Below are 23,569 nucleotides of genomic sequence, written 5' to 3' on the forward strand. Positions count from 1 at the left end.
CTCCAGTACCCAATGCGCAGGTCAGCGTCGGTTGACTACTGACTCGACGATCGTCGGACCGATCCGATGGGTCGACAAGAGGGCAGTTTGAAGTGCCCTGGTATCACCGAGGGAACCGCTCCGGGAGGTGTCTGTGGGCAACCACGAGGCGAGCATGGGCGACGAGTGGTCGGTCATCGTGATCTGCGGACCGGGCGCCGGCTGATCGACTCGCTGGTGCCGACCCGAATGGCGCTTCTCACCGGCGGGTCGGCTCCAGCGGTCTGTCAGGCGTGTTCGGCGTCGAAAGTCGTTCTCGAGTCCAGGATGCCGCCGGAGTTGTCCTCTGCCCAACGCGCCAGTGACTGGACTATGCCGAGCAAGCTGAGCCCGCGCGCGGTGAGGGCGTAGTCGACGCGCGGGGGCTTGGTGTTGTGGACGGTCCGCGTGACGAGACCGTCACGCTCAAGCCTTCGCAGGGTGGTGCTGAGCATCCGCTGGGTGATGGGGCTCGGGCCGCTGAGGCGGCGCAGTTCGTTGAACCCGCGGGTGGTGTCGGCGAGCTTGCAGATCACCACGACCGACCACTTGTCGCCGATGCGTTCCAGCACGCTGCGGATCAGGTCATGGCCTTGTTCGCACATTTCGGTGTCTGTCTCTTGTGGGTCCGTGATCACCTGCGCCATACGAGGAAGTATACAAGCGTAACCAGGTGCAATGCCGGAACCATGCTGCAGATCACAGGAGCAGCACCCGTCCCAGGGGTCGGTTCCCACGGTGATACCTGAGCACTTCAAAGTGCCCTCTTGTCGCGTTGATACCTGTTCCGGAGACTCGATCCAGGTACGGGAAACGTACCAGGTACCTATCGGTTACCCCTGGGGGAACGGCGGCGGACGAGCCGTTCACGGGGCCCCGAGGCGGACGTCCTCATCGCCGGGTCCCAGACCCCATTGGCCCTATCGAGCACACGTGGGAGTACGCAGCAATGTCAGCACGTTTCACCGACAAAGTCGTCCTGGTCACCGGCGCCACCTCCGGCATGGGCCGTGCCGCCGCCGAGCGGATCGCCGCCGAAGGTGCGCAGGTCGTCCTGGCGGCCCGCGGCAAGGAAGCCGGCGACGCGCTGGCTGCCGAACTTCGCGCCGGCGGAGCGGACGCCGTCTTCGTGGCCACGGACGTGACCGTGGAGGCCCAAGTCGCGGACCTGGTCCAGCAGGTGATCGACCGGCACGGACGCCTCGACGCGGCCTTCAACAACGTTGGCGCGGCCACCGCGGTGGGCCCGATCGTCGGTGTCGACGCCAAGGCGTGGGACGCCGATCTGGCGCTCAACCTCACCAGCGTCTTCTACAGCCTGAAGTACCAGATTCCCTTGCTGCAGGCGTCCGGTGGCGGCGCGATCGTGAACAACACCTCCAACCTCGCCGTCACCGGTGCCGCCGCCATGGCCTCCTACAGCGCCGCCAAGCACGGCGTGGTCGGGCTCACCCGGTCGGCCGCCCTCGACACGGCAGCCGCCGGCATCCGGATCAACGCCCTCGTCACCGGGGGCGTGGACACCCCCCTGCTCCGCGGCAACATGGGCATGCCGCCGGAGGAGGCCGTCCGTGCGGCCGGAGCGCTGCATCCGATCGGGCGGATCGCCCAGCCCGAGGAGATCGCGGCGTTCGTGGCCTTCCTCCTCAGCGACGAAGCGAGTTTCATCACCGGAGCCGCGCTCGCCATCGACGGCGGCATGACCGCAGCCTGACGAAGTGCCGGCACTCGACGACGGATTTTCCGGGCGCGGATTTCACCCCTGGGGCATTGCGTGGGCGAAGCCTTGCGCTGGATCCTCTCGAAGAATCGCGCGCAGCGATCTACTCGTCCGGAAGGTAACGCACTTGAAAGTGCCTTCTTACGAAGTGATCGCAACTCGCCTAGCGTTGCCAGCGCTGAAGCGTTCGAATATTCACGGGGATGAACCGGAATGATGCGCGCAGTAGTCGTGCGGAAGGCCGGTTGGCCCGAGGCGTCCTCCTGAAGGTCGGAACCCCGGTGATCGCGTTCGGTTCGTGTCGCGCGTGGAGAGTTCTGCAACGTTAGGAGAACAGACATCATGTCATTCACCAAGCAGTCGCGCGCGCCTTTTCCGATGCGGTGCGAGGGTGGTGCTCGTCGGGCGTTCAAAAGAGACGCTGGAGGAGGTCGCATCCGAGCTGGAGAACGACTCCGTGGTCGTGGTTTCCGACATCGGGGATCCGACGGCACCCCAGGCGATCCTTGATCGGGCCAAGGCTGCGGTGGGCCACATCGACGTCCTGGTGAACAACGCCGGCGGCGGCGAAGCAGCCGGACCGGCCAATACCCTCAAACCAGAAGACGCCGACGTCCTTTGGGCGCTCAACCTGCGGGCACCCATCCTGCTGGGCGGACTGGTCGCAGCGGACATGGCTGCGAGCGGCGGCGGCAGCATCGTCAGCATCTCATCGGGACTGAGCCAGCAGGGCATGCCCGGCGTCAGCCTCTACAGCGCCGCCAAGGGTGGGTTGGAGGCTGCTACCCGGTCACTGGCGACCGAGTGGGGTGCCGCAGCAGTGCGATTCAACGTGGTGAGCCCGGGAGTGACCCGCACCCGCCTCGGTTCATGGATCTCTTCGAACGATGCGGCGCTGCACAAGTACCTGGAAAAAGTGCCGCTGAACCGGATCGGCGAACCGGAGGACGTCGCGGCCGCCGTCCTGTTCCTCAGCTCTCCGCAGAGCGCCTGCATAACCGGTCAGGTGATCCCGGTCGACGGCGGATGGATCACCAGCTCCCCCTCGCTTGCCTGAGAGTGCGACGGAACGCCGTGAGCAGTGCCGTCGTCGCGCTGTCCCGGAAGAAGCCAGTTGAAGAACCGTTCAGGATTCGGAGTCACCATGAGCACCCCCGTCAGCGACCCGCTCGCCCAGGGCACCCACACCATCGAGGTGGACGGCGTTGCCCAGCGCTATCACGTCCACGGCGCGGGACCGCTGTGCATCGCGCACTCCGGCGGTCCGGGCATCTTCTGGGAGTACCTGCGGATGCCCGAACTTGAGCAGCACCTGACCGTCGTGTACCTGGAACCCGTCGGCACCGGCGGCTCCGGCCGCCTCCACTCCCACCCGCACGGCTACACGCGCGATCGCTACAGCCGCTTCCTCCACGCGCTCGTCGATCACCTCGGGGTTCCCGAGGTCCATCTGCTGGGCCACTCGCACGGCGGCTTCGTCGTCCAGCACTTCGCCCTGCGTCACCCCGACCGAGTCGCCGGAATCGTGCTGTACGAGAGCGCTCCGGTCACCGGTCCCGAGCACGGCGCCGAAGCGATGCGCCTGGTCCAGGAGTTCGCCGCCCGGCACGCCGGCCACCCGGAACTGCCGGGCGTTCTCGGAGCGTTCCAGGCGATCTCCACCATTTCGAGCGACGAGGAGATGGCAACGGTGGTCCGGGGGCTGCTCCCGGCGTACTTCGCCGACTACTGGGGGAGCGGGGAGGAGAAGTGGGCGGCTTTTCGCGCCTCCGTGAGCTGCACGCACATCTCGGGACTCGACGAGGACCTTGTCCCGGATGTCATCGACGACCGTCAGGAGCTGGACACGCTCGCAGTCCCGGCCCTGGTCGTCGTCGGCCGTCACGACGTCATCTGCGGGGTGCGCTGGGCCGAGGAACTGGACAAGCTGATCCCCGAGTCGCGGCTCCTGGTACTGGAGAACAGCGGACACTTCGGCCACGTCGAGGAGCCCGAGGGTTTCTCCCGTGAAGTGCTGGACTTCGTGACCGCCGGGGCCGCGTAGACGTAAGGCCGGACGTCAGGCCAGACGTACCGCTGGACGTCCGGTCGGGCGTCAGGCCAGACCGGCGTGGTGAACGGTCAGGGCGATCTGCACCCGGTTGGTGAGTTCCAGCTTGGTGAGGATGTGCGAGACATGAGCCTTGACCGTGGCCACACTCATGTACAGCTCGGCCGCGATCTCCGCGTTGGTCTTGCCCTGTCCCACGGCCACCGCGACCTCCCGTTCCCGCTCGCCCAGCCGGTCGAGTCTGATGCGTGCCTCGGCGGTCTCCGGCCGCCGGTCCGTCCCATGGCCCTGGGTGACACGGGCGATGAGCTGCTCGGTCACCGCGGGTGACAGCACCGGCTCACCGGCCTTCACCCTGCGCACCGCTGCGACGATCTCGGCGGGCGAGGTGTGCTTGAGCAGGAAACCGGCCGCGCCGGCGGACAGCGCACTGAGGACCTGCTCGTCGGCCTTGAAGGTCGTCAGCATCACGACGGCCGGCGGATCGGGGCGGGCCCGGAGCATCCGGGTTGCCTCCAGGCCGTCCACGCCGGGCATCCGGATGTCCATCAGCACCAGGTCGGGGGCGTGCTCGTCGACCAGGGCAGGGACCTCGCTGCCGTCCCCGGCCTCACCGACGACCTCGATGTCGTCTGCACCGCTGAGCATCAGGCGCAGTCCCGAGCGGACCAGCGGGTCGTCGTCGACGATCAGGACACGGATCATGCGGGCCAGGGTAGCCAGGCCCGCAGCACATGGTCTGCTCCGGTCATGCCGTGGCTGAACCTGCCGCCGGCCAGCGTGACGCGTTCCTCAAGACCGATCAGTCCCTGGCCGGCACCCGGAATGCCGTCGCCTGGGACACCTCGCCCGGCCGGGTTGGTCATCTCCAGGCTGAGCCCGTCGCCGGGACCGCCCTCCACGGTGATCCTGACCGGCGAACCGTGGGCGTGTTTTCTGGCGTTCGTCAGGCCCTCCTGGACGATCCGGTAGGCCGTGAGTCCGGCGATACCCGTCGGACCGCCCGGCTCGACACCACGCATGTCGAGGTCGACCCGCATTCCGGCGTCCTGTGACTCCTTGACCAGGTCGGGCACCTCGGCAAGACCGGCATGCGGAGGCCGGGTGCCGTCCACGGCGGGGGCCTCGGCCGGTGAGCGCAGCACCCGCAGCACCACCTGCAGATCATCGAGGGCCTGGTGTGCGCTCTCCCTGATCACGGCGGCGGCGCGGGCGGTTTCCTGCGCGGACGCCCCGGAGTTGAACTCCAGCGCTCCCGCGTGGACGCTCAGCAGGGAGAGCCGGTGCGCCAGGACATCGTGCATCTCCCGGGCGACATCCTCTCTGGCCTCACGCTGGGCGCGCCGGGCACGGAGTACTGCCTCCGCCTCGGCTCGTTCGGTGCGGTCGCTCAGGGAGCGGACGAACAGACCCCAGCCGACCGCGGCGGCGATCAGGACGGTCAGGATCACCGCGTTCGCGATCGGCACCCCGGAGACGTAGGGGCTCGTCAGGAAGTGGACGGGTATCGGCAGCAGCGCCAGCAAGGCGACGGTCAGGATGGTGCGCGGGGGCCTGAGGACGGCGACCGTGAAGAGCGCCACGACCAAGGGCACCACGGCCGGGGTGATCGCCGCGGCCCCTATGGCTGCCACCGCGACAGCGGTCGGCCATCGCCTGCGCCACCACAGCATCCCGATGGCGATCAGGGAGATCGGGTTCACCGCCCAGGTGAAACCGAGCAGCAGCGGCGACGAGAAGATCAGCCTGGCGAACGGCCATGTGCCTGAACCCAATTCCGGGCTCAGCGCCAGATCGCCCCTGATCTGGACAAGAGAGAGGGCGGCCGACAACACAAGGGCCAGCACGACAATGCCGAGGTCGATGATCTTCTCACGTCGGTAACCACTCACAAGCGACAAATGTAGAGGGGCCGCCGACGGGCGCCCAGGGCCGAAGGGCCCGCCCGGCGAACCGCAGACTTTGGTCTATCGCCGCACCCGGTGCGGACTACGCCTTTGGTCGGCGCGAACACCGACTTTGAGCCGAAGCCACCCATGGACCAGCGCTTTTAGCGTTCCGGGAGTCACAACGCATCCCTTCCCCTCCATGAAAGGCCCGGCCTTGAAGAAACACGTTCTGCTTCTGTCGGGAGCGCTGCTCGCGCTCTGCGGCGGGTTGCCGCTGGCACAACGGCTCTACGCCCGTCTCACGCTCTGGGGATTCGGCGTACCGGCCTACGGGTCGTCGTTGACCCAGCTGGCCCTGGTGCTCGTCGGAGTCGTGGCACTGCTCCTCGCCACGCGTCCATGGCAGCGCAATGACTGATCCGCGAGAGAGCCCGGCGTTGGAGGCGGTGGGACTCGGCAGGCGCTACAAGCGCGGCTGGGCGTTGCGGGACTGCTCGTTCCGATTGCCGGCCGGGCGGATCTGCGCGCTGGTCGGCCCGAACGGCGCCGGAAAGACGACCTTGCTGTCGCTGGCCGCCGGTCTGCTGGAGCCCAGCACGGGCACCGTCCGGCTGGGCGGGCATGCGGCCCGGTCCGCGGCGGCCCGGCAGCACACCGCGTTCCTCGGCCAGGAGAAGGCGCTCTATTCGCGCTTCCGGGTCTCCGAGATCTTGCGCATGGGCCGTGAGCTGAATCCGACCTGGCACCAGGAGACCGCCGAACGCGTCGTCGCCGCGGGCAACGTCCCGATGGACGCCAGGGTCGGCACCCTGTCCGGCGGCCAGCGCACCCGGGTGGCCTTCGCCCTGGCTCTGGGCAAGCGGCCCCGGCTGCTGCTGCTCGACGAACCGATGGCCGATCTGGATCCCCTGGTCCGGCGGCAGATGATGGACACGCTGATGGCCGAGGCCGCCCAGCACGGTTCGACGGTCGTGATGTCCTCCCACCTGGTGTCCGAACTCGAGGGAGTCTGCGACTTCCTGGTGCTGATCGGTGACGGCACGGTCCGGCTGGCCGGTGATGTGGACGAGCTGCGGGACGCCCATCGGACGGTCTCCGGCCCCGACGCGCACGCGGACCGGTTCGCGAACGTGCCCGGCCAGGTGACCGTCGACACCCGCAGCGCCGGCGGGCGCACCACGGCTCTGATCCGCCCGCGGGGCCCGCTTCCCGCGGACACCGAGTCGGCCGTGCCCAGCCTGGAGGAACTGCTCCTGGCGCATCTGCGGACGGACGGCGTGACACCGCTGATCACGCCCGCCGCACGTGCCGGTGCGCACCACGAGGTGACGGCATGAGTACGTTCCCGGTCTCTTCCCGGCCATCGGCCCGCCCCTCGGCCCCCATCAGGTCCGCACTACGGCTTCGGGGGCTGACCTGGCTGGTCTGGCGGCAGAACCGGCTGGCGTTCTGGATCGGACTCACCGTCGCGGCCGCTGTCGCGGCGTACGCGATCGTGCGGCACCAGGAGATGGCGACCGCCATCGCCCAAGGGCATCTCGACGCCTGCCGCGGCACCAGGATCGGGGCCGGGGACTGTTCCAACAGGCTCATGGCCTTCACGCAGACCCATCAGTTCCCGATGCGCCGGCCCCTCCAGGCCATGCTGGCGCTGCCGTTGGTCTTCGGCATCTTCCTGGGCGGCCCCCAGCTGGCACAGGAACTGGAGTCCGGTACCTACCGGACCGTGTGCACACAGTCCGTCACGCGGCTGCGCTGGTTCGCGGCCAAGCTGCTCGTCCCGGTGGCCATGACGGTTCTGATCAGCGGGACGATCGCCGCCGCGATGACCTGGTGGTGGCAGCCGGCCGGAGACCTGCTGGGCGAGTCGTTCCCCTGGTGGCAGTGGTATCCGTACGACGGCATCGGCCCCGTGGTGGTCGGCCTGTCCGTGCTGTCCCTGCTCATCGGCGTGACCGCGGGCCTGATCCTGCGCCGCACCGTCCTGGCGATGGGCGCGACCGTGGTCGTGAGCGCGGGTGCGATGTATCTGCTCGAGACGGTCCGGGGCCGGCTGCTGCCGACCACCTTTGCCACGGTCCAGCACACGACCGACTCCGCGGCCCCGGCGAACGCGTGGGTGCTCTCCGAGGGCCCGGTCGACGCGGCCGGGCGACGGGTGCCGGATCTGCTCGCCTGCTACGCGTCCGACGACTACTCGAAGTGCCTGGTCCAGCACGGGAGGACCGGCCGCTGGGCGGAGTTCCATCCGTCGTCCCAACTGTGGCCCCTGCAGTGGGCGGAGACCGGCCTGTGCCTGTTGTCGGCGGCCGCGCTCGCCGGGCTGTGCGTCTGGTGGATCCGCCGCCGCCCGGCCTGACCGACGTCACCGATCTCGGCAATCACCGGCTCCAGAAAGAGATTTCCCATGCCCTTTTACCGGCACATACGACGGTCGCGCATACTCATCGCCCTCGCGACCACCGCGATCACCGCCCTTGCCGTGGCGGTGACTCTGGCCCTGACCGTCACGACGTACGACCACACATCGCCGCGCGCCGCCCGGGGCCAGGCGTCGGGGGCGGTGGCCGGGGCCGTCGACTGCCGTACGGCGAAGTGCGTGGCCCTCACCTTCGACGGCGGTCCCAGTCCGACGACCCCCGGGCTGCTGGACATTCTGCGGCGGGAACATCTGCACGCGACGTTCTTCCTGCAGGGCAAGGGCCATATCGCCAAGTACCCCGAGATCATCCGCCGTATCGCGGACGAGGGGGACGAGATAGGCAACCACACCTGGAATCACAAGGTTCTGACGCGGATCGGCGCGGCCGACGCCCGTCATGAACTGGCCCGCACGCAGAACGCCATAGAGAGGGTCACCGGCACCAAGCCCGTCCTGATGCGGCCGCCGCAGGGCCGCACCAACCGCAACGTGGCCAGGATCTGCCGGGAGTTGGGGCTGTCGCAGGTGCTGTGGAGCGTCACGGCCAAGGACTACGAGACGACCGACTCGGCCCTGATCACCAAGCGGGTGCTCGACCAGACCCACCGCGACGGCATCATCCTGCTGCACGACCTGCACAAGGGGACCGTGCCCGCCGTCCCGGGGATCATCAAGGCGCTCAAGCGGCGCGGCTACACCATCGTCACGGTGTCCCAGCTGCTCGCCCCCGCCAAGCCCCGGCCGGGGATGGTCTACCGGCCCTGAACGACCGGGCACCGCACGAAACGGGCGCGTGGCGTCAGTTCTCGTTACTCGGGATGGTGCGGGTACGCGGGCGGGTTCCGGGCTGCGCGTCCTTGCGGTGTTCAGCAAGGGCGGCCTCCGTGAGGTGCCGGGTGGCGATGCGGGCCAAGGCATCGAGGGCCGCTTGCGCCTCCAGATGGTCGAGGCTGTCGGCACCCTCGACCACGAGGGGGCTGTCGCTCGTCAGGCGGGTCCAGCCGGTCTCGTCGCGTCCCACCTGGAGCGTGATGGCCCCGCCCGTCGGCAGAGTGAGAGTGACGCTCGCTCCGTCGGCCACCGCGTGTCGGCCGGTGTGCAGGACGGCTTGCCGGTGGCTGTCGGAGCTTGCCGTGAGCTCGGCTGGTTCGGCGAGGGCGGCCAAGGCCCGGCGGCTGTGGTGCGCAAGCTTCTCACCCTCGCCCGCCAGGCTGGGCAGCGTCTCTCGGGGTGTCCAGCCAGGCCCTTGCCCCGACGGCGGTTCCAGCACGTCGGCCACGGTCTCCAGGGCACGTGACGCGGCGAGTGTCGCGCGCACAAGCGGATCGTCGGGGTCATGGGTGAACGCGGGCAGGGCGACAGCGTCGGCGATCCTGGCGACGGTGCGCACCGAGTCACCGCGGAGAGGAATCCCGCGGCCCTTCTGGGGGCCTGAGAACACTTGCTCGCGGGAGCCGACGTCGATGGCCCGGGCGGCCAGATCGGCATAGACGGTGTCACGGCTGACACGGGCGAGACGGGCCAGCTCGGCCACGTTGCGCGTGCCGGTGCGCCAAGCGGCGGCGACAGCGTCGGCGCGGTCCTCGCTGAGCCGTTCCCGGCGCTCGGCCCAGGCGATGAGCTCGGACAGGGCAGCGATGCGTACTGCTTCGTTGGGTTCGCTCACACCGACGATGTTATGTCGAACCAGTCGACATGTCGAATGACTCGACACATCGCTCCATGTTGCACCCAAGGGCGGGGTCCGGACGGTCAACGGCGCGGATACGGAACGGGCGTTCATCGGGCCGCGGGATGCCGGGGCCCTCGAAACGCGATGCCGGGCTCCGGTCAGGGGCCCGCGACGTCGCCGGGCCCCGGCCGCACGGGGCACACGCCGCCGAGGGGCGCGTGGCCGGGGCCGCTCGAGGAGCCGGCGGTCGGAATGGCCTGCGCGCCGCTGTCGTGGTCGCCCGAAGGCGGGTCGAAGGCGACGTCCAGACGCGTGAGCCCGCGGAAGTTGAGACTGCGCTGCCACTGCGGCGGTGCGGTGTTCTCGAGCCGAAGGCCCGGGAGCCGGTTGAGAAGTGCTTCCAGGACGATCGCGCCTTCCAGCCGGGCCAGCGCCGCGCCGAGGCAGAAGTGCGGACCGTGCCCGAACGCCATGTGCCGCCCTCCGGGCCGCTCGAAGTCCAGCACATGGGGATCGGGAAACACTGCCGGATCGCGGTTGGCGGCGCCGCACACCAGGAGCACGGTCTGCCCCTCCGCTATGGTGCGGCCCGCCAGGTCCAGGTCGTGCCGCGCCCTGCGCAGCATGAGCTGGACCGGAGCGTCGTAGCGCAGGAGTTCCTCGACCGCGACGGGCATCAGCTCGGGCCGCAGGCGCAGTTGGTCGGCCGCGTCCGGGTGGCGGAGCAGGGCGAGGGTGGCGTTGCCGATGAAGTGGGTGGTGGTCTCGTGGCCGGCGATCAGCAACAGGGCGCAGTTGGCGAGGAGTTCGTCGAAGTCCTGGTCGGTGTTCTCGACCTGCGCCGTCACGAGCGCGCGCAGGGTGTGCGGGGCCGGTGGGGTGTCGTGACGGGTGAGGAGGTCGCGGAGGTAGTCGAGCATGTGCGCCATGCTCTGCGAGGCCTCCCGGTTGCGGTCGGCGTCGAGGCGGGAGTTGCCTATGGCCTCGGCGACCGGCTCGGACCATGCGGCGAGCGCGGGACGGTCCTGCTCCGGTACGTCGAGCAGGTCACAGATGATGGTCAGGGGCAGGGGACGGGCGAGGTCCGCGGCGATGTCCATCCGCCCGGTCGGCGCCGCGTGGGTGATGATCCGGTCGACGGCCTCCTCGATCCGGCCGCGGAGTGTCGCTACCGCACGGGGGGCGAAGGCCTTGCTGATCAAGGACCGTAGCCGGGGGTGGTCGGGGGCGTCGTTGTAGAGCATCTGCCGGCTCAGGACCCGGGCCAGCGGCCGCAGTTCCTCGGAGACGGCCTCCAGGTCCGGATAGCGCACCGAGGACAGCCCCGGGTCGCCCGTCGCGCTGCTGACCACCGCGTACCCGGTCGCGATCCACGAGCCGAGGTGGCGGTCCCAGAACAGTTCGTCGGCGCTCCTGAGCTCCTCGTAGAAGTCGTAGAGACGCTCTTGAACCTTGGGCCGAAATGCCGGCAACAGCGATGCAGGCGTGGGCATCGCGCCAGGCTACTCCATGTCATGACAAGGCCGAGTTGCCGTCCCTGCCACCCCTGCGCCGGCCGCGACCCGTTCCGAAAGGAACCGTCGCCCGGCTGACCATCGACCCGCCCGGCAACCCCCGCGGCTCTAGTCCCGGCCGTGCAAAGCCCGCGAGAGCGCGCTCATGCTGATGTCGACGATCGTGCCGAGCTGCTTCTGGCTCGCCCCGGCCCTGCTCATCACGGCCGGCGACTGGTTGACCGCCGTGATGTGAGCGGCGTCGCCCTCGGTCAGCTCCCCGGTGTTCAAGGCGGTCCGCAGCCGCGCAGACACTGTCCCCGAACACGTTCGACAGTGCCGAGATCGACTACTACGCCGCCTCCATCGCAGCCGAGGGAGGGCTCCGCGCGGCTCTCGCCTACTTCCGCGACGCCGCGGAGTCAGCGCGCGAAAACCGTGCCGCTCTTGCTTCCGAAGGAGGGAGGTTGACCATCCCCGTCCTGGGAATCTCCAGCTCCCACGGCTCGATCCCCGGCATGGCCGCCTCCCTCAGTCCCTGGGCGGAGAACGTGACCGGCGTCGTCATCCCGGAAGCCGGCCACTTCATTCCCGACGAGCAGCCCGACGCGACTGTGGACGCGTTGACCGCGTTCATCGATCACGCGCCTGTCGGGTAGCGGAAGCCGGGCAGTAACTCCCTTGTCCGGCCTCGGGGTTGCGGCGCGACGACGTGCGTGGGAGTCGTGAAGAGTTCTCGCATGGTTCTGGGGATTCGGTCACGGGAACGGAAAGATCGGGGGGCCCACTCGGCGCTTGCGGACAGGTCGGGCGCCGTTCCATGCGATGGGAGACCGATCAACGATGTCAACTCCGGTGCGCAGCAGAGTACGGACGGCCGTACTCGCGCTCTCGGCCGTCATGGCCCTCGCCCTCGGCGCGACCGCCACGACCGGCGCGGCAGCGGCCCCCGATTCCGCTGCCGCGAAACAGGGACCGACCTCGGTGGCGTACGTCGAGGTGAACAACAACAGCATGCTGAACGTCGGTAAGTACACCCTCGCCAACGGCGGCGACAACGTCTTCGACGTCGCCGTGATCTTCGCGGCGAACATCAACTACGACACGAGCACGAAGTCGGCCTACCTGTACTTCAACGAGAACGTGCAACGTGTCCTCGACAACGCCGCCACGCAGATACGGCCGTTGCAGCAGAAGGGCATCAAGGTCGTCCTCTCGGTGCTCGGCAACCACCAGGGCGCGGGCTTCGCCAACTTCCCGTCCCAGCAGGCGGCTTCGACGTTCGCGAAGCAACTGTCGGACACCGTGGCCAAGTACGGCCTCGACGGCATCGACTTCGACGACGAGTACGCCGAGTACGGCAACAACGGCACCGGCCAGCCCAACGCCAGCTCGTTCGTGTACCTGGTGTCGGCACTGCGCGCCAACATGCCGGACAAGATCATCAGCCTCTACAACATCGGCCCGGCCGCGTCGCGCCTGTCCTACGGCGGCGTCGACATCTCGTCCAAGTTCGACTACGCCTGGAACCCGTACTACGGCACCTGGCAGGTCCCCGGCATCGCACTGCCCAAGTCGAAGCTGTCGCCGGCGGCCGTCCAGATCGGCGGGACCTCGCAGAGCACGGCCGCAAGCCTCGCCCGCCGCACGGTCAGTGAGGGGTACGGCGTCTTTCTGACGTACAACCTCGACGGTTCCGACCGCAGCGCCGATGTCTCCGCGTTCACCAGGGAGTTGTACGGCAGTGACGCCCGCTACACGCCGTAGGCCGACCGCGCTCCCCGGCGTCCGGTGCCCCCTCGGGGCTTGCTGCATCCCGTAGGTCCGCGCCTCGGGCAGACCGCGCTTTCGACAACGATGTCGGAGGCGCGGTCGCCACAGTCACCGTGACCTGCGCTGTACCAAGAGTGCCGACTATCCCGAGGTCAACCGGCCGTCGGCGCCGCCGGAGAGGCGTTCCACCCCGCGCAGCAGTGCCGTGTGGTCCAGGCCGCCGTCACCGTTGGCCCGGCAGGACGCGAGGAGCTGGGAGACCAGGGAGCCGACGGGGAGGACCGCGCCGATGTCCCGGGCGGTGTCCGCGACGATGGACAGGTCCTTGTGGTGCAGGTCGATCCGGAAGCCGGGGGCGAAGTCGCGGCCGAGCATGTTGTCCTTCTTGCGGTTCAGGACCGTGGAGCCGGCCAGACCTCCGCCGAGGACCGTCAGCGCGGCCGGCAGATCGGCTCCCGCCTTCTCCAGGAAGACGACGGCCTCGGCCAGGGCCTGGATGTTGGCCGCGACGATGAGCTGGTTCGCGGCCTTGACCGTCTGGCCGGCGCCATGCGGGCCGACATGCACGACCGTGGTACCCAGCGCATGGAACAGCGCGGAAGCCTCCGCGAAGTCCGCGGCCCCGCCGCCGACCATGATGGACAACACGCCCTCGATCGCGCCCACTTCGCCACCCGAGACCGGCGCGTCCAGGACGCGCACCCCCCACTCGCGGCCCGCGGCGGCAAGCTCGACGGCCGTACGGGGACTGACCGTGCTCATGTCGATGAGCAGCGCCCCGGGCCGGGCGTGCTCCAGTACGCCGCCCTCACCGAGGACGACCTCGGCGACCTCGGCGTCCGCCGGGAGCATGGTGATCACCACGTCGGCGTCGGTGACCGCCTCCGCAAGGCTCCCCGCGCCGTGGCCGCCCACCGAGACGAGACGGTCGACCGCCGCCCGGCTGCGGTTGTGACCGGTGACTTCGTGTCCGGCCCGGACCAGGTTGGCCGCCATGGGGCCGCCCATGATGCCAAGGCCGATGAAGGCGATGGAGCGGAGCTCCTTGTGAGACGTGTCCATGATCCGACCGTAGGGCAAGCGGCAACGGCTTCATAGTGATGGAAAAATGAGGGTACGCATGATGGCCAAATGATTGATTCCAGGGCTTCAGCAACCCCTGCATGCCGACCTAGCGTTGCGAGTAAGTAAACGGCCTGGCCGTTGGCCGTGCGAGATCCCCAGGGACGCCGCGGCCTCGCTTTGACGGCTTCCTGGAAGGAGAGGGCAATGGCGCCCATGGAGTTGCTGATCGGCAGCCGGTGGCAGGCGGCCAAGAAGAACGGCCAGATCCGGGAGGTCAGGTCGCCGTTCGACGGGTCGACCGTGGGCACCGTGGCGCTCGCCGGAACCGAGGACGTCGAAACGGCCCTCGCCGCGGCGGAACAGGGCGCGGTGGTCTGGCGCCGTACGCCCGCCCACGAGCGGATGCGCATCCTGCTGCGGGCGGCGGAGCTCGCCGACGAGCGGGCCCCGAAGATCGCCCAGACCATCAGCGCGGAGTCCGGCAAGACCATCACGGAGGCCACCGGCGAGGCGTCCCGCTCCGGCGACCTGATCCGGCTGGCGGCCTTCGAGGGAACGCAGCTCTACGGCGAGACCCTCCCGCTGGACGCCAACCGCGGCACCGGACAGGACAAGGTCGGTTTCACCCTGCGTCAGCCGTGCGGGATCGTCGTGGCCATCACGCCGTTCAACTACCCGTCGCTGCTGGTCCTGCACAAGCTCGCCCCGGCGCTCGCCGCCGGCAACGCGGTGATCCTCAAGCCGGCCACCACCACCCCGCTGACCGCCCTCGAACTCGCCGAATGCTTCGTGGACGCGGGCCTGCCGGAGGGCGTGCTGTCCGTGCTCGTCGGCTCCGGCGGGGTACTCGGCGACGCCCTGGTCACGGACCCCCGCGTCCGGAAGATCTCCTTCACCGGCTCGACCACCACCGGCGAGCACATCTCCCGCGTCGCCGGAGTGAAGAAGCTGTCCCTGGAGCTCGGCGCCTCCTGCCCGGTCGTCATCCTGCCCGACGCCGACATCGAAGCCGCGGCGAGCGCCGTCGCCGTGGGGGGCTACGTCAATGCCGGCCAGGTCTGCATCTCCGTCCAGCGGGTGATCACGCACCCCGCCGTGACCGGCGACTTCCTGGATGCCCTCGTCCCCAAGGTCGAGGCCATCCGCACCGGCGACCCCTCCTCCCCGGACACGACGATGGGCGCCCTCATCACCACCGCCGAGGCGGAGCGCGTCGAGCGGGCCATCGTCCAGGCCGGCGCGGACGGCGCACGCGTTCTGACCGGCGGCGGGCGCGACGGAGCCGTGGTGCAGCCGACCGTCGTCGCCGATGTCGACCCCGAATCGGCGTTCAGCCAGCAGGAGTTGTTCGGCCCCGCCGTCGCCGTCAGCTCGGCCGCGGACTGGGAGTCCGCCATCGCCCAGGCCAACGGCACCGACTACGGCCTCGGCGCGGGCATCTTCACCTCCGATGTGGCCGGCGCGGTGCGGGCCATCCGGGAGATCGACGCCGGTTCCGTACACATCAACTGGACGCCCCTGTGGCGCGCCGACCTCATGCCGTACGGCGGCCTGAAGGGCAGCGGCTACGGCAAGGAAGGCCCCCGCGCCGCGGTCAGTGAGATGACCGAGGTCAAGACGGTCATCCTGCACGGCCGTCCCTGGTGACAAGGCCACCCCTCCCGTACATCCCCCGATCAGGAGCCGACTCATGACTGACCGGACGCAACAGCGCACGGTGCGCCTCACCGTCGCCCAGGCCGTCGTCACCTACCTCTCCCGGCAGTACTCCGTGGCCGACGGCCACCGCCGCCGTCTCATACCGGCCTCGCTGGGCATCTTCGGCCACGGCAACGTGGCCGGGCTCGGCCAGGCCCTGGACCAGCTCAGCGACCAACTCCCCTTCGTCCAGGGCCGTAACGAGCAGGCGCTGGTCCACATCGCGACGGCCTACGCCAAGGCGACCAAGCGGCACGCCACACTCGCCGTGACCGCCTCCATCGGTCCGGGCGCGCTGAACATGGTGACCGGCGCGGGCCTCGCCACCGTCAACCGCCTCCCCGTCCTGCTGCTGCCCGGCGACACCTACGCGACCCGCCACCAGGGCCCCGTACTCCAGCAGTTGCAGCACCCGATCGAGGCCGACGCCTCGGTGAACGACGCCTTCCGGCCCGTCTCCCGGTTCTTCGACCGCATCACCCGGCCCGAGCAGCTGCTCACCGCGCTGCCCGCGGCGATGCGGGCGCTCACCGACGTCGACACCGGCGCGGTCGTCGTCTCCCTCCCGCAGGACATCCAGTCCCACGCCTACGACTACCCGGCGGAGTTCTTCGCCGAGCGCGACTGGCCGATCCGCCGTCCCGCGCCGGACGCCGACGAGGTCGCCGAGGTCGCGCGGATGCTCGCGGAGGCGGAGAAGCCGCTGATCATCGCCGGTGGCGGGGTCGTGTACTCCGGCGCCACCGAGGAGCTTCAGGCCCTGGCCGACGCGGCGGGCGTCCCCGTCGTGGAGACCTTCGCGGGCAAGGGCGCGGTCCAGCGCCGCGCCTGGTGGCAGCTCGGCGGCATCGGTCTGGAGGGCACCCCGGCGGTCAACGTCCTTGCCCGGGAAGCCGACTTCGTGCTCACCGTGGGCTCGCGTCTGACGGACTTCGCCACCGCCTCGCACTCCATCTTCCAGAACCCGGCCGTGCGCTTCGCGAGCGTCAACGTCAATGTGCACGACGCGGGCCGCCTGGGCGCGACCGGCATCGTGGCCGACGCCAAGCGGGCCCTGGCCGCGCTGGGGGACGCCGTACGCGCGAACGGCACCACGACGCCGGCGGACTGGCAGAAGAAGGTGCGCGCCCTGGACGAGGTGTGGCGGGCCGAGCGTGCCGCCGCGCTCGACCCGGACACCCCCTTCGACCTCGCGTCGCTGCCCGACGACTCCGATGTCGTACGCGACACCGAAGCGGCCCTCACCCAGGGCCAGTTGATCGGTCTGCTCCAGGAGCACGCGCAGGCCGGCGACACGATCATCGCCGCCGCCGGGGGTCCGCCCGGCGACCTTCAGAAGGTGTGGGACGCCACCGAAGGCCGGTTCGCCCACCTGGAGTTCGGCTTCTCCTGCATGGGCTACGAACTGCCCGCCGCGATCGGCGTCCGCTTCGCCGAGCCGGACCCGTCGAAGCGGGTGCTGTCCCTGCTCGGTGACGGAACCTTCCTGATGGCGCCGACCGAGCTGGTCACGGCCGCCCAGGAGAGGCTCCCGGTCACGATCGTGATCCCGGAGAACCACGGCTACCAGGTCATCCACCGCCTCCAGATGGGGCGCAGCGGACGGGAGTTCGGCAACGAGTTCCGCTACCGCGACGGCAGCCTGGAGATCGGCTCGGGCAAGCCCGCCCGACTGGAGGGCGACTACCTCCAGGTCGACCTCGTGAAGACCGCAGAGGGCCTCGGCGCACGCGCCCTGCGCGCCACGACGGCCGACGAGGTGCGTGCCGCGCTGGCCGAGACCCGCGACCACGACGGCCCGGTCGTCCTCGTCGTCCCCGTCATCCCGCACGCCGACCTTCCCGGCGCCGGAGTCTGGTGGGACGTGGCCCCGGCCGAGGTCTCCGAGCAGGAAACGGTCGCGCAGCTGCGCGGCGAGTACGAAGAGGGCCTGGCCTCGCAGAGGTGGTACGGATGAACGACTCACCCTTGAACCGCTCTCCCCTGGACCACGGCCGCCTGCGCGCCCGACTCGCGGCGGGTGAGGTCACCCTCGGCACCTTCGTCGGCACCGCCTCCCCGGTCTCGGCCGAGGTGTGCGCCGCCGCCGGCGCCGACTGGCTGCTGCTCGACCTCGAACACGGCGCGGGCGGAGAGGAGCAGGCCCGTACCGTCTTCCCGATCGCCGCGGCCTACGGCGTCCCGACCGTCGTACGCGTGGAGTCCGCAGCCCGCATCCGCATCGGCCGCGTCCTCGACCTGGGCGCGGCCGGGATCATGCTGCCGCGACTCGACACGGCGGCCGAAGTGCGGGAAGCGCTACGGCACTTGAGGTACCCGCCCGCGGGGGATCGGGGCGTGGCCACCTACAACCGGGCGTGCCGCTTCGGGCTCGACGCCGGGGCCCTGGACCGCGAGGGCGAGCTCCTCGGCGTGGTCCAGATCGAGTCGGTGAGCGCCCTGTCGGAGGTCGAGGAGATCGCGGCACTGGACGGCGTCGACGTCCTGTTCGTCGGCCCGCGCGACCTCAGTCACGACCTCGGTGTGCCCGGCGAGTTCAGCGCGCCTGTCTACCGGGAAGCGCTGGAGCGCGTCCGCAAGGCGGCTGCCGCGCACGGCAAGGCATGCGGCCTTCTCGTCCCCGACGGTGCGGCCGCGGCCGCCAAGCGGGCCGAAGGCTGGACGTTCATCGGCATCGGCTCCGACGCGACCCTGCTCGCCGCAGCGTTGTCCGCGGCGTTGTCCGCGGCGCGGGGCTGAGCGTTTTCGTCTGCGGCTCCGTCGTGGCTGGTCGCGCAGTTCCCCGCGCCCCTACGGGGGCGCGGCCCTGCGGGCGCGACCCCCGTATCGCCAAGGCCGCCTAGCAAGCATCAGGAGACATCAATGACCCCCAACACCCCGGGCGCCGCACATGAGATCGGCGTCGGACTGATCAGCGTCGGCTGGATGGGCAAGCTGCACAGCCGCGCCTACCAGGCCCTGCCGTCCGTCTACCCCGAGCTGGGCATCAAGCCCCGCCTGGTGCACGCGGCCGACACGGCGGAGGACCGTGCGGCCTACGCCCGTGACGTCCTCGGCTACGAGAGGGGCGGCACCGACTACCGCGCCGTCCTCGACGACCCGGACGTCGACGTCGTCTCGATCTGCGCGCCCAACCTCCTCCACCACGAGATCGGTATCGCCGCCGCCAAGGCCGGCAAGCCGTTCTGGATCGAGAAGCCGGTCGGGCGCAGCGCGGAGGAGACCGGTGAGGTCGCCGCGGCGGCCCGTACGGCGGGAGTGGTCACCTCCATCGGCTACAACTACCGGCACGCCCCCGCCGTCGAGCGGGCCCGCCAGCTGATCGCCGAGGGGAGACTCGGCCGCATCACCAACGTGCGCGCCACCTTCTTCTCCGGCTACGCCTCCGAGCCCAAGGGCGCCCTGTCCTGGCGCTTCAAGCGGGACCTGGCCGGGCACGGCGCGCTCGGCGACCTGATGAGCCACGTCGTGGACCTCGTCAGCTACGTCGTCGCCCCGATCGGCGAGGTCTCCGCCCTCACCAGCACCGTCTACACCGAGCGCCCGATCCTGCCCATGGGCTCGGGCACGCACTTCGCGGTGATCGAGGACGGCGAGATGGCGGAGGTCGAGAACGACGACTACAGCGCCGCCCTCGTCCGCTTCGACGGCGGAGCGGTCGGCACGCTGGAGGCGTCCCGCGTCATCGTCGGCCCGCAGTGCGGCATCGGCTTCGAGATCTACGGCACCGACGGCTCGGTGGCCTGGAACTTCGAGCGCATGAACGAGCTGCGCGTCGCCCTCGACCGCAGCGGCCCCCACCAGGGCTACACGACGGTGCTCGGCAACGGCCACATGGGCGACTACGCCAGCTTCCAGCCCGGCCCCGGCAACAGCATGGGCTACGACGACCTCAAGGTCATCGAGGCCAAGAAGTTTCTGGCCGCCGTGGCCGGTATCGAGCACCACAACTCGACGATCGAGGAGGCGCACGCCGTCGCCGAGGTGATCGCGGCTGCCGCCGCCTCCGCGGAGAGCGGCTCCTGGCAGTCGGTGCTCGCGGTACCGGGGGCCACTTTCGGGCATCCGGCGCGGAGTTGATCGTATGACCGAGCATGTCGTAGTGGCCCTCGGCCCGGTCGACACCGACACGGTGGCCCCCGTCCTCGGGGAGGGGGTCACCTTCGTCACCGATCCCACGCCCGACGATCTCGCGGTCGCCGAGGGCGCCATCGTCCGCGCCGACCGCCGGGTCGACGAGGACTTCCTCGAAAGGACGCCCCGGCTGCGGGTCATCGCCCGCACCGGCGTCGGCGTCGACCTGGTCGACGTGGATGCCGCCTCCGCCCGCGGGATCGCCGTGGTCATCACGCCGGGCAGCGGCAGCCGGGCCGTGGCCGAGGGCGTCTTCGCCATGGCCCTGCACCTGACCAAGCGGCTGAAGCCGCTGACCGAGCTGGTGCGGGACGGCCAGTGGGCCCGGCGCAGCGCCGTGCCGGTCGGTGATCTGGACGGCGCCACCCTGGGGATCGTCGGCTACGGCCGCATCGGTCGCCGGGTGGGCGAACTGGCCGCGGCCTTCGGGATGCGGACGCTCGCCCACGACCCGTTCAGCCCGCCGCCCGCCGACGTCGCCTGCGCCGACCTCGGTGAACTGGCCGAGGCGAGCGACGTGCTCACCCTGCACGCACCGCTCGTCGAGAGCACCCGGCACCTCGTGAACGAGCGGCTGCTGTCCCGGGTCAAGCCGGGAGCGATCCTGATCAACTGCGGTCGCGGTGGCCTGCTCGACGCGGACGCCACCCTGGCCGCCCTGGAGTCGGGTCGGCTGTCGGGGGTAGGACTGGACGTGTTCGACCCCGAGCCGGCCCTCTACCATCCGCTGTTCGACCACCCCGACGTCGTCCTCACCCCTCACTTGATGGGCATGACGCGCAGAGCGATGACCCTGACCTTCGTCGACGCGGCCCGCGGTGTCGCGGACGTCCTCGCGGGCCGCCCACCGGCCGCGGTCGCCAACCCCGACTGGAACCACCGAAAGGCCACGGCATGACCACGTCACCCTTGAACAGGATCGCCGGCGCGCCCATCTCCTGGGGCGTGTGCGAAGTCCCCGGCTGGGGCTACCAGTTGACGCCCGAACGGGTGCTGAACGAGATGCGCGAAGTCGGCCTGGCCGCCACCGAGATCGGCCCCGAGGGCTTTCTGCCCGGCGAGCCGGACGCCATGGCCCAGGTCCTCGCGCACCACGACCTGCACGCGGTCGGCGGCTTCACTCCGCTGCTGCTGCACGTGCCCGGACACGACCCGCTGCCCGAGACCGAACAGCTCCTGGAGAGCTACGCCGCCTCAAAGGCGGAGGTGCTCGTGCTGTCGGCCGTCACCGGCCAGGACGGCTACGACTCCCGCCCCGAGCTCGACGCCGACGGCTGGAAGCTGCTGCTGTCCAACCTCGACCGGCTGACCACGCTGGCCGCCGAACGCGGCGTACGCGCCGTCCTGCACCCGCACGTCGGCACGATGATCGAGAACGGCGACGAGGTCCGGCGCGTCCTGGAGCACTCCGCCATATCGCTCTGCCTCGACACCGGTCATCTGCTCATCGGCGGCACCGACCCGGCCGAGCTCACCCGCCAGGCGCCCGAGCGCATCGCCCACACGCACATGAAGGACGTGGACGCCTCCCTCGCCGCCAAGGTCCAGGACGGACAGCTCAGCTACACCGAGGCCGTGAGCAAGGGCATGTACCGCCCGCTGGGCGCGGGGGACGTGGACGTCGAGGCCATCGTCACCCACCTCAGCGCACGCGGCTACGACGGCTGGTACGTCCTGGAACAGGACACCATCCTCACCGAGGAGCCCAAGGCGAAGGGGCCGGTCGAGGACGTCTGGGCCAGCGCCGAGCATCTGCGCACGGTGCTGCGCGGACTCGTCTAGCCGTATACGGGCCTGATGCACTTTTGATGTCTTCTGAGGGATCGACCGGGATGCGCGGGCACTCAAGAACGCCAAGGATATTGGGTGCCCCGTCTTTTCCGAACGTGAGGAATCCAGGAAACAGAAATGACCGCTGACCAATTTCTGGCCACGTGTTGGACCACTGCGGGCGACACCGCTCCCGATGAGGCAGACCAGCGAAGTCCGCTGAACCTGCGGGAACGGGTGGAAGCGGCACGCGACGCCGGATTCACGGCGTTCGGGCTGCTGTACTGGGACCTGGTGGAGGCCGAGCGTGAATACGGGCTCGCCGGCATCCGGTCCCTCTTCGAGGACAACGGCATCAACCACATCGAGTTGGAGCTGCTGACCGACTGGTGGTCCGACGGACCCGGACGGGCCGAGTCGGACGCCGTCCGGGTCGGCATGCTGAGGGCCATCGAGGCGCTCGGCGCACGCACCTTCAAGATCGGCCCCGACGTCGCGGACGAGCCCTGGGACCTGGACGTCTGGGCCAAGGAGTTCGCCACGCTGGCGGCGCAGGCCGACGGGGTGGGTGCCCGGCTCGGGGTCGAGCCGCTGCCCTGGTCCAACCTCAAGACCGTGCACGACGGACTCCGGCTCGTCGAGGCCGCAGGTCACCCGGCGGGCGGCCTCATCATCGACGTCTGGCACACCGAGCGCGCCCACACCCCGCCTGCCGACCTGGCAGACGTACCGGGGGAGCGGATCGTGGGTGTGGAGCTCAACGACGCCGACAGCCAGGTGATCGGCACGCTGTTCGAGGACACCGTGCATCGCCGCCGGCTGTGCGGAGAGGGCTCCTTCGACCTGCCCGAGATCATCGCCGCGCTCCGTACGGCGGGCTTTCGCGGCCCCTGGGGCGTGGAGATCCTCTCCGATGCGCACCGCGTTCTGCCGGTGCGGGAGGCGGCCGCGGCGGCGTACCGGAGTGCCGCGGCGGTGATGGAGTAGCTCGGCCCTACCTGCGTGCGAGCAGCTGGAACTCGAACATGTAGCGCGCCGCGTGGTAGAGGTGCGTGCCGTACTCCACTGCCTCCCCTGCGGCGTTGTACGCCGTGCGCCGCAGGGTGAGCAGGGGCGCGCCCTCGCGTGCCCCGAGCTGCTCGCCCTCCTCGGCGCTGGCCGCCTGGGCGCCGATCGCCTGATGCGCGCTGTGCAGACCGATGCCGGCCGCGCCCAGGAGGCGGTACAGGCCCGTGGCCTCCAGTAGTTCGGTGTCCAGGTCGAGCAGCAGGTCGGTCGGCAAGTGGTTGCGCAGGACGGCCACGGCGAGTCCGTCCGCGTACCGGATGCGCTCCAGGCGCACCACGCTGTCGCCCTTCCGCATGCCCAGAGCCGCGGCGACCTCGTCGGACGCGGGTACGACGTCGTTGCGTACCACGCGTGTTCCCGGCTTCTGGCCGGCCTCCTGAAGGTCGTCGTAGAGGCTGGTGAGCTCCAGGGGCCGCTTGACCGTGCTGTGCACGACCTGGGTGCCGATGCCACGACTGCGTATCAGCAGCCCCTTCTCGACCAGGGCCTTGATGCCCTGCCGGACGGTCGGCCGGGACAGGCCGAGTCGTCCGGCGAGGTCGACCTCGTTGCCGATCAGGGTGCCCGGGAGGAGCAGGCCGCGCTCGATGGCCTGCTCCAACTGCTGGGCCAGCTGGTGGTACAGCGGTACCGGGCTCATACGGTCGATGGCGATGTCGAGCACAGCCGTTCCGTCCGCTGCTTTCCGGCGCCCGGACTTCATCAGTGGTTGCGGGGGAAGCCGAGGTCGACGCCGGAGGGGGCGTCGGCGGGGTCGGGCCAGCGGGTGGTGGTGACCTTGCCGCGGGTGTAGAAGT

General features: G+C 70.0%; 23 protein-coding genes and 1 pseudogene. 16 read left to right on the top strand and 8 right to left on the bottom strand.

Features of this window, described 5'->3' with window-relative positions; genetic code table 11:
- Positions 1–266 precede the first annotated feature (266 nt).
- The gene (locus ACIHFB_RS31200) at positions 267–665 is read right to left on the bottom strand and encodes a winged helix-turn-helix transcriptional regulator (RefSeq protein WP_400128705.1); all 399 of its coding nucleotides are present in this window, start codon (positions 663–665) and stop codon (positions 267–269) included.
- A 302-nt stretch (positions 666–967) separates the two neighbouring features.
- Here ACIHFB_RS31200 and ACIHFB_RS31205 point away from each other — a divergent pair, with 302 nt between their 5' ends.
- The 3 genes from ACIHFB_RS31205 to ACIHFB_RS31215 all read left to right on the top strand — a co-directional run bounded on the left by ACIHFB_RS31205 (position 968) and on the right by ACIHFB_RS31215 (position 3,782).
- Complete coding sequence (locus tag ACIHFB_RS31205) at positions 968–1,732, top strand: SDR family oxidoreductase (RefSeq protein ID WP_365286284.1); 765 nt, start codon at positions 968–970, stop codon at positions 1,730–1,732.
- A 313-nt stretch (positions 1,733–2,045) separates the two neighbouring features.
- On the top strand, positions 2,046–2,795 hold the full coding sequence (locus tag ACIHFB_RS31210) for an SDR family NAD(P)-dependent oxidoreductase (protein ID WP_400128724.1): 750 nt from the start codon (positions 2,046–2,048) through the stop codon (positions 2,793–2,795).
- 87 nt (positions 2,796–2,882) lie between these two features.
- The gene (locus ACIHFB_RS31215; RefSeq protein ID WP_400128706.1) at positions 2,883–3,782 is read left to right on the top strand and encodes an alpha/beta fold hydrolase; all 900 of its coding nucleotides are present in this window, start codon (positions 2,883–2,885) and stop codon (positions 3,780–3,782) included.
- A 51-nt stretch (positions 3,783–3,833) separates the two neighbouring features.
- On the opposite strand, the gene ACIHFB_RS31220 is transcribed toward ACIHFB_RS31215, so the two are convergent.
- Both ACIHFB_RS31220 and ACIHFB_RS31225 read right to left on the bottom strand, forming a co-directional pair.
- Positions 3,834–4,493: a response regulator transcription factor gene (locus ACIHFB_RS31220; RefSeq protein ID WP_365286278.1), complete on the bottom strand. Its 660-nt coding sequence runs from the start codon at positions 4,491–4,493 to the stop codon at positions 3,834–3,836.
- Complete coding sequence (locus ACIHFB_RS31225; RefSeq protein WP_400128707.1) at positions 4,490–5,680, bottom strand: sensor histidine kinase; 1,191 nt, start codon at positions 5,678–5,680, stop codon at positions 4,490–4,492. Before ACIHFB_RS31225 ends, ACIHFB_RS31220 begins: the two co-directional genes overlap by 4 nt.
- Positions 5,681–5,891: 211 nt before the next feature.
- Here ACIHFB_RS31225 and ACIHFB_RS31230 point away from each other — a divergent pair, with 211 nt between their 5' ends.
- The 4 genes from ACIHFB_RS31230 to ACIHFB_RS31245 are packed head-to-tail and all read left to right on the top strand — an operon-like array spanning position 5,892 to position 8,864.
- Positions 5,892–6,095 carry a hypothetical protein gene (locus ACIHFB_RS31230; protein ID WP_365286274.1) on the top strand — a complete coding sequence of 68 codons (204 nt, stop codon included), beginning with the start codon at positions 5,892–5,894 and terminating at the stop codon, positions 6,093–6,095.
- Positions 6,088–7,014, top strand: a complete 927-nt coding sequence (locus tag ACIHFB_RS31235; protein WP_400128708.1) for an ABC transporter ATP-binding protein — start codon at positions 6,088–6,090, stop codon at positions 7,012–7,014. The genes ACIHFB_RS31230 and ACIHFB_RS31235 overlap by 8 nt, the downstream gene beginning before the upstream one ends.
- Positions 7,011–8,036 carry an ABC transporter permease gene (locus ACIHFB_RS31240; RefSeq protein ID WP_400128709.1) on the top strand — a complete coding sequence of 342 codons (1,026 nt, stop codon included), beginning with the start codon at positions 7,011–7,013 and terminating at the stop codon, positions 8,034–8,036. The genes ACIHFB_RS31235 and ACIHFB_RS31240 overlap by 4 nt, the downstream gene beginning before the upstream one ends.
- Positions 8,037–8,084: 48 nt before the next feature.
- On the top strand, positions 8,085–8,864 hold the full coding sequence (locus ACIHFB_RS31245; protein ID WP_365286268.1) for a polysaccharide deacetylase family protein: 780 nt from the start codon (positions 8,085–8,087) through the stop codon (positions 8,862–8,864).
- 34 nt (positions 8,865–8,898) lie between these two features.
- Here the strand turns inward: ACIHFB_RS31245 and ACIHFB_RS31250 are convergent, their stop codons facing one another.
- The 3 genes from ACIHFB_RS31250 to ACIHFB_RS31260 form a co-directional block, all read right to left on the bottom strand.
- A complete protein-coding gene (locus ACIHFB_RS31250) occupies positions 8,899–9,765 on the bottom strand; it encodes a hypothetical protein (protein WP_365286266.1) in 867 nt (288 codons plus the stop codon).
- 164 nt (positions 9,766–9,929) lie between these two features.
- Positions 9,930–11,264 (bottom strand): cytochrome P450, encoded by a 1,335-nt coding sequence (locus ACIHFB_RS31255; protein ID WP_400128710.1) that lies wholly within the window; start codon positions 11,262–11,264, stop codon positions 9,930–9,932.
- Between the two features lie 129 nt (positions 11,265–11,393).
- Complete coding sequence (locus tag ACIHFB_RS31260) at positions 11,394–11,555, bottom strand: hypothetical protein (RefSeq protein WP_400128711.1); 162 nt, start codon at positions 11,553–11,555, stop codon at positions 11,394–11,396.
- Between the two features lie 17 nt (positions 11,556–11,572).
- On the opposite strand from ACIHFB_RS31260, the pseudogene ACIHFB_RS31265 reads away from it, so the two are divergent.
- Both ACIHFB_RS31265 and ACIHFB_RS31270 read left to right on the top strand, forming a co-directional pair.
- Positions 11,573–11,923: pseudogene (locus ACIHFB_RS31265) on the top strand (alpha/beta fold hydrolase); the annotation flags it as partial.
- Between the two features lie 184 nt (positions 11,924–12,107).
- Complete coding sequence (locus tag ACIHFB_RS31270; RefSeq protein WP_365286262.1) at positions 12,108–13,031, top strand: endo-beta-N-acetylglucosaminidase H; 924 nt, start codon at positions 12,108–12,110, stop codon at positions 13,029–13,031.
- Between the two features lie 147 nt (positions 13,032–13,178).
- On the opposite strand, the gene ACIHFB_RS31275 is transcribed toward ACIHFB_RS31270, so the two are convergent.
- Positions 13,179–14,099 (bottom strand): 2-hydroxy-3-oxopropionate reductase, encoded by a 921-nt coding sequence (locus ACIHFB_RS31275; RefSeq protein WP_365286260.1) that lies wholly within the window; start codon positions 14,097–14,099, stop codon positions 13,179–13,181.
- A gap of 207 nt (positions 14,100–14,306) precedes the next feature.
- Here ACIHFB_RS31275 and ACIHFB_RS31280 point away from each other — a divergent pair, with 207 nt between their 5' ends.
- The 7 genes from ACIHFB_RS31280 (at position 14,307) to ACIHFB_RS31310 (ending at position 22,691) form a co-directional block, all read left to right on the top strand.
- Positions 14,307–15,749 (top strand): aldehyde dehydrogenase family protein, encoded by a 1,443-nt coding sequence (locus ACIHFB_RS31280; RefSeq protein WP_365286258.1) that lies wholly within the window; start codon positions 14,307–14,309, stop codon positions 15,747–15,749.
- A 43-nt stretch (positions 15,750–15,792) separates the two neighbouring features.
- Positions 15,793–17,757 (top strand): 3D-(3,5/4)-trihydroxycyclohexane-1,2-dione acylhydrolase (decyclizing), encoded by a 1,965-nt coding sequence (iolD, locus tag ACIHFB_RS31285; protein ID WP_365286256.1) that lies wholly within the window; start codon positions 15,793–15,795, stop codon positions 17,755–17,757.
- On the top strand, positions 17,754–18,539 hold the full coding sequence (locus ACIHFB_RS31290; RefSeq protein WP_365286254.1) for an aldolase/citrate lyase family protein: 786 nt from the start codon (positions 17,754–17,756) through the stop codon (positions 18,537–18,539). The genes iolD and ACIHFB_RS31290 overlap by 4 nt, the downstream gene beginning before the upstream one ends.
- 123 nt (positions 18,540–18,662) lie before the next feature.
- Positions 18,663–19,880: a Gfo/Idh/MocA family oxidoreductase gene (locus ACIHFB_RS31295; protein WP_365286252.1), complete on the top strand. Its 1,218-nt coding sequence runs from the start codon at positions 18,663–18,665 to the stop codon at positions 19,878–19,880.
- Between the two features lie 4 nt (positions 19,881–19,884).
- Entirely contained in the window at positions 19,885–20,832 is a 948-nt protein-coding gene (locus tag ACIHFB_RS31300; protein ID WP_365286250.1) for an NAD(P)-dependent oxidoreductase, read from the top strand.
- On the top strand, positions 20,829–21,716 hold the full coding sequence (locus ACIHFB_RS31305) for a sugar phosphate isomerase/epimerase family protein (protein WP_400128713.1): 888 nt from the start codon (positions 20,829–20,831) through the stop codon (positions 21,714–21,716). Before ACIHFB_RS31300 ends, ACIHFB_RS31305 begins: the two co-directional genes overlap by 4 nt.
- Positions 21,717–21,842: 126 nt before the next feature.
- Positions 21,843–22,691 carry a sugar phosphate isomerase/epimerase family protein gene (locus tag ACIHFB_RS31310; protein ID WP_400128714.1) on the top strand — a complete coding sequence of 283 codons (849 nt, stop codon included), beginning with the start codon at positions 21,843–21,845 and terminating at the stop codon, positions 22,689–22,691.
- A 7-nt stretch (positions 22,692–22,698) separates the two neighbouring features.
- Here the strand turns inward: ACIHFB_RS31310 and ACIHFB_RS31315 are convergent, their stop codons facing one another.
- Entirely contained in the window at positions 22,699–23,475 is a 777-nt protein-coding gene (locus tag ACIHFB_RS31315; protein WP_365286244.1) for a GntR family transcriptional regulator, read from the bottom strand.
- Between the last annotated feature and the right edge of the window lie 94 nt (positions 23,476–23,569).

The organism is Streptomyces sp. NPDC051963, from assembly GCF_044593495.1.
In the GTDB taxonomy this organism is placed as follows: domain Bacteria; phylum Actinomycetota; class Actinomycetes; order Streptomycetales; family Streptomycetaceae; genus Streptomyces.

Excerpts from the sequence above, each read along its gene's own strand:
- ACIHFB_RS31200 (WP_400128705.1), bottom strand. The coding sequence starts at position 665 with ATGGCGCAGGTGATCACGGACCCACAAGAGACAGACACCGAAATGTGC.
- ACIHFB_RS31205 (WP_365286284.1), top strand. The coding sequence starts at position 968 with ATGTCAGCACGTTTCACCGACAAAGTCGTCCTGGTCACCGGCGCCACC.
- ACIHFB_RS31215 (WP_400128706.1), top strand. The coding sequence starts at position 2,883 with ATGAGCACCCCCGTCAGCGACCCGCTCGCCCAGGGCACCCACACCATC.
- ACIHFB_RS31220 (WP_365286278.1), bottom strand. The coding sequence starts at position 4,493 with ATGATCCGTGTCCTGATCGTCGACGACGACCCGCTGGTCCGCTCGGGA.
- ACIHFB_RS31235 (WP_400128708.1), top strand. The coding sequence starts at position 6,088 with ATGACTGATCCGCGAGAGAGCCCGGCGTTGGAGGCGGTGGGACTCGGC.
- ACIHFB_RS31240 (WP_400128709.1), top strand. The coding sequence starts at position 7,011 with ATGAGTACGTTCCCGGTCTCTTCCCGGCCATCGGCCCGCCCCTCGGCC.
- ACIHFB_RS31245 (WP_365286268.1), top strand. The coding sequence starts at position 8,085 with ATGCCCTTTTACCGGCACATACGACGGTCGCGCATACTCATCGCCCTC.
- ACIHFB_RS31255 (WP_400128710.1), bottom strand. The coding sequence starts at position 11,264 with ATGCCCACGCCTGCATCGCTGTTGCCGGCATTTCGGCCCAAGGTTCAA.
- ACIHFB_RS31270 (WP_365286262.1), top strand. The coding sequence starts at position 12,108 with ATGTCAACTCCGGTGCGCAGCAGAGTACGGACGGCCGTACTCGCGCTC.
- ACIHFB_RS31275 (WP_365286260.1), bottom strand. The coding sequence starts at position 14,099 with ATGGACACGTCTCACAAGGAGCTCCGCTCCATCGCCTTCATCGGCCTT.
- ACIHFB_RS31280 (WP_365286258.1), top strand. The coding sequence starts at position 14,307 with ATGGCGCCCATGGAGTTGCTGATCGGCAGCCGGTGGCAGGCGGCCAAG.
- iolD (WP_365286256.1), top strand. The coding sequence starts at position 15,793 with ATGACTGACCGGACGCAACAGCGCACGGTGCGCCTCACCGTCGCCCAG.
- ACIHFB_RS31290 (WP_365286254.1), top strand. The coding sequence starts at position 17,754 with ATGAACGACTCACCCTTGAACCGCTCTCCCCTGGACCACGGCCGCCTG.
- ACIHFB_RS31295 (WP_365286252.1), top strand. The coding sequence starts at position 18,663 with ATGACCCCCAACACCCCGGGCGCCGCACATGAGATCGGCGTCGGACTG.
- ACIHFB_RS31300 (WP_365286250.1), top strand. The coding sequence starts at position 19,885 with ATGACCGAGCATGTCGTAGTGGCCCTCGGCCCGGTCGACACCGACACG.
- ACIHFB_RS31305 (WP_400128713.1), top strand. The coding sequence starts at position 20,829 with ATGACCACGTCACCCTTGAACAGGATCGCCGGCGCGCCCATCTCCTGG.
- ACIHFB_RS31310 (WP_400128714.1), top strand. The coding sequence starts at position 21,843 with ATGACCGCTGACCAATTTCTGGCCACGTGTTGGACCACTGCGGGCGAC.
- ACIHFB_RS31315 (WP_365286244.1), bottom strand. The coding sequence starts at position 23,475 with ATGAAGTCCGGGCGCCGGAAAGCAGCGGACGGAACGGCTGTGCTCGAC.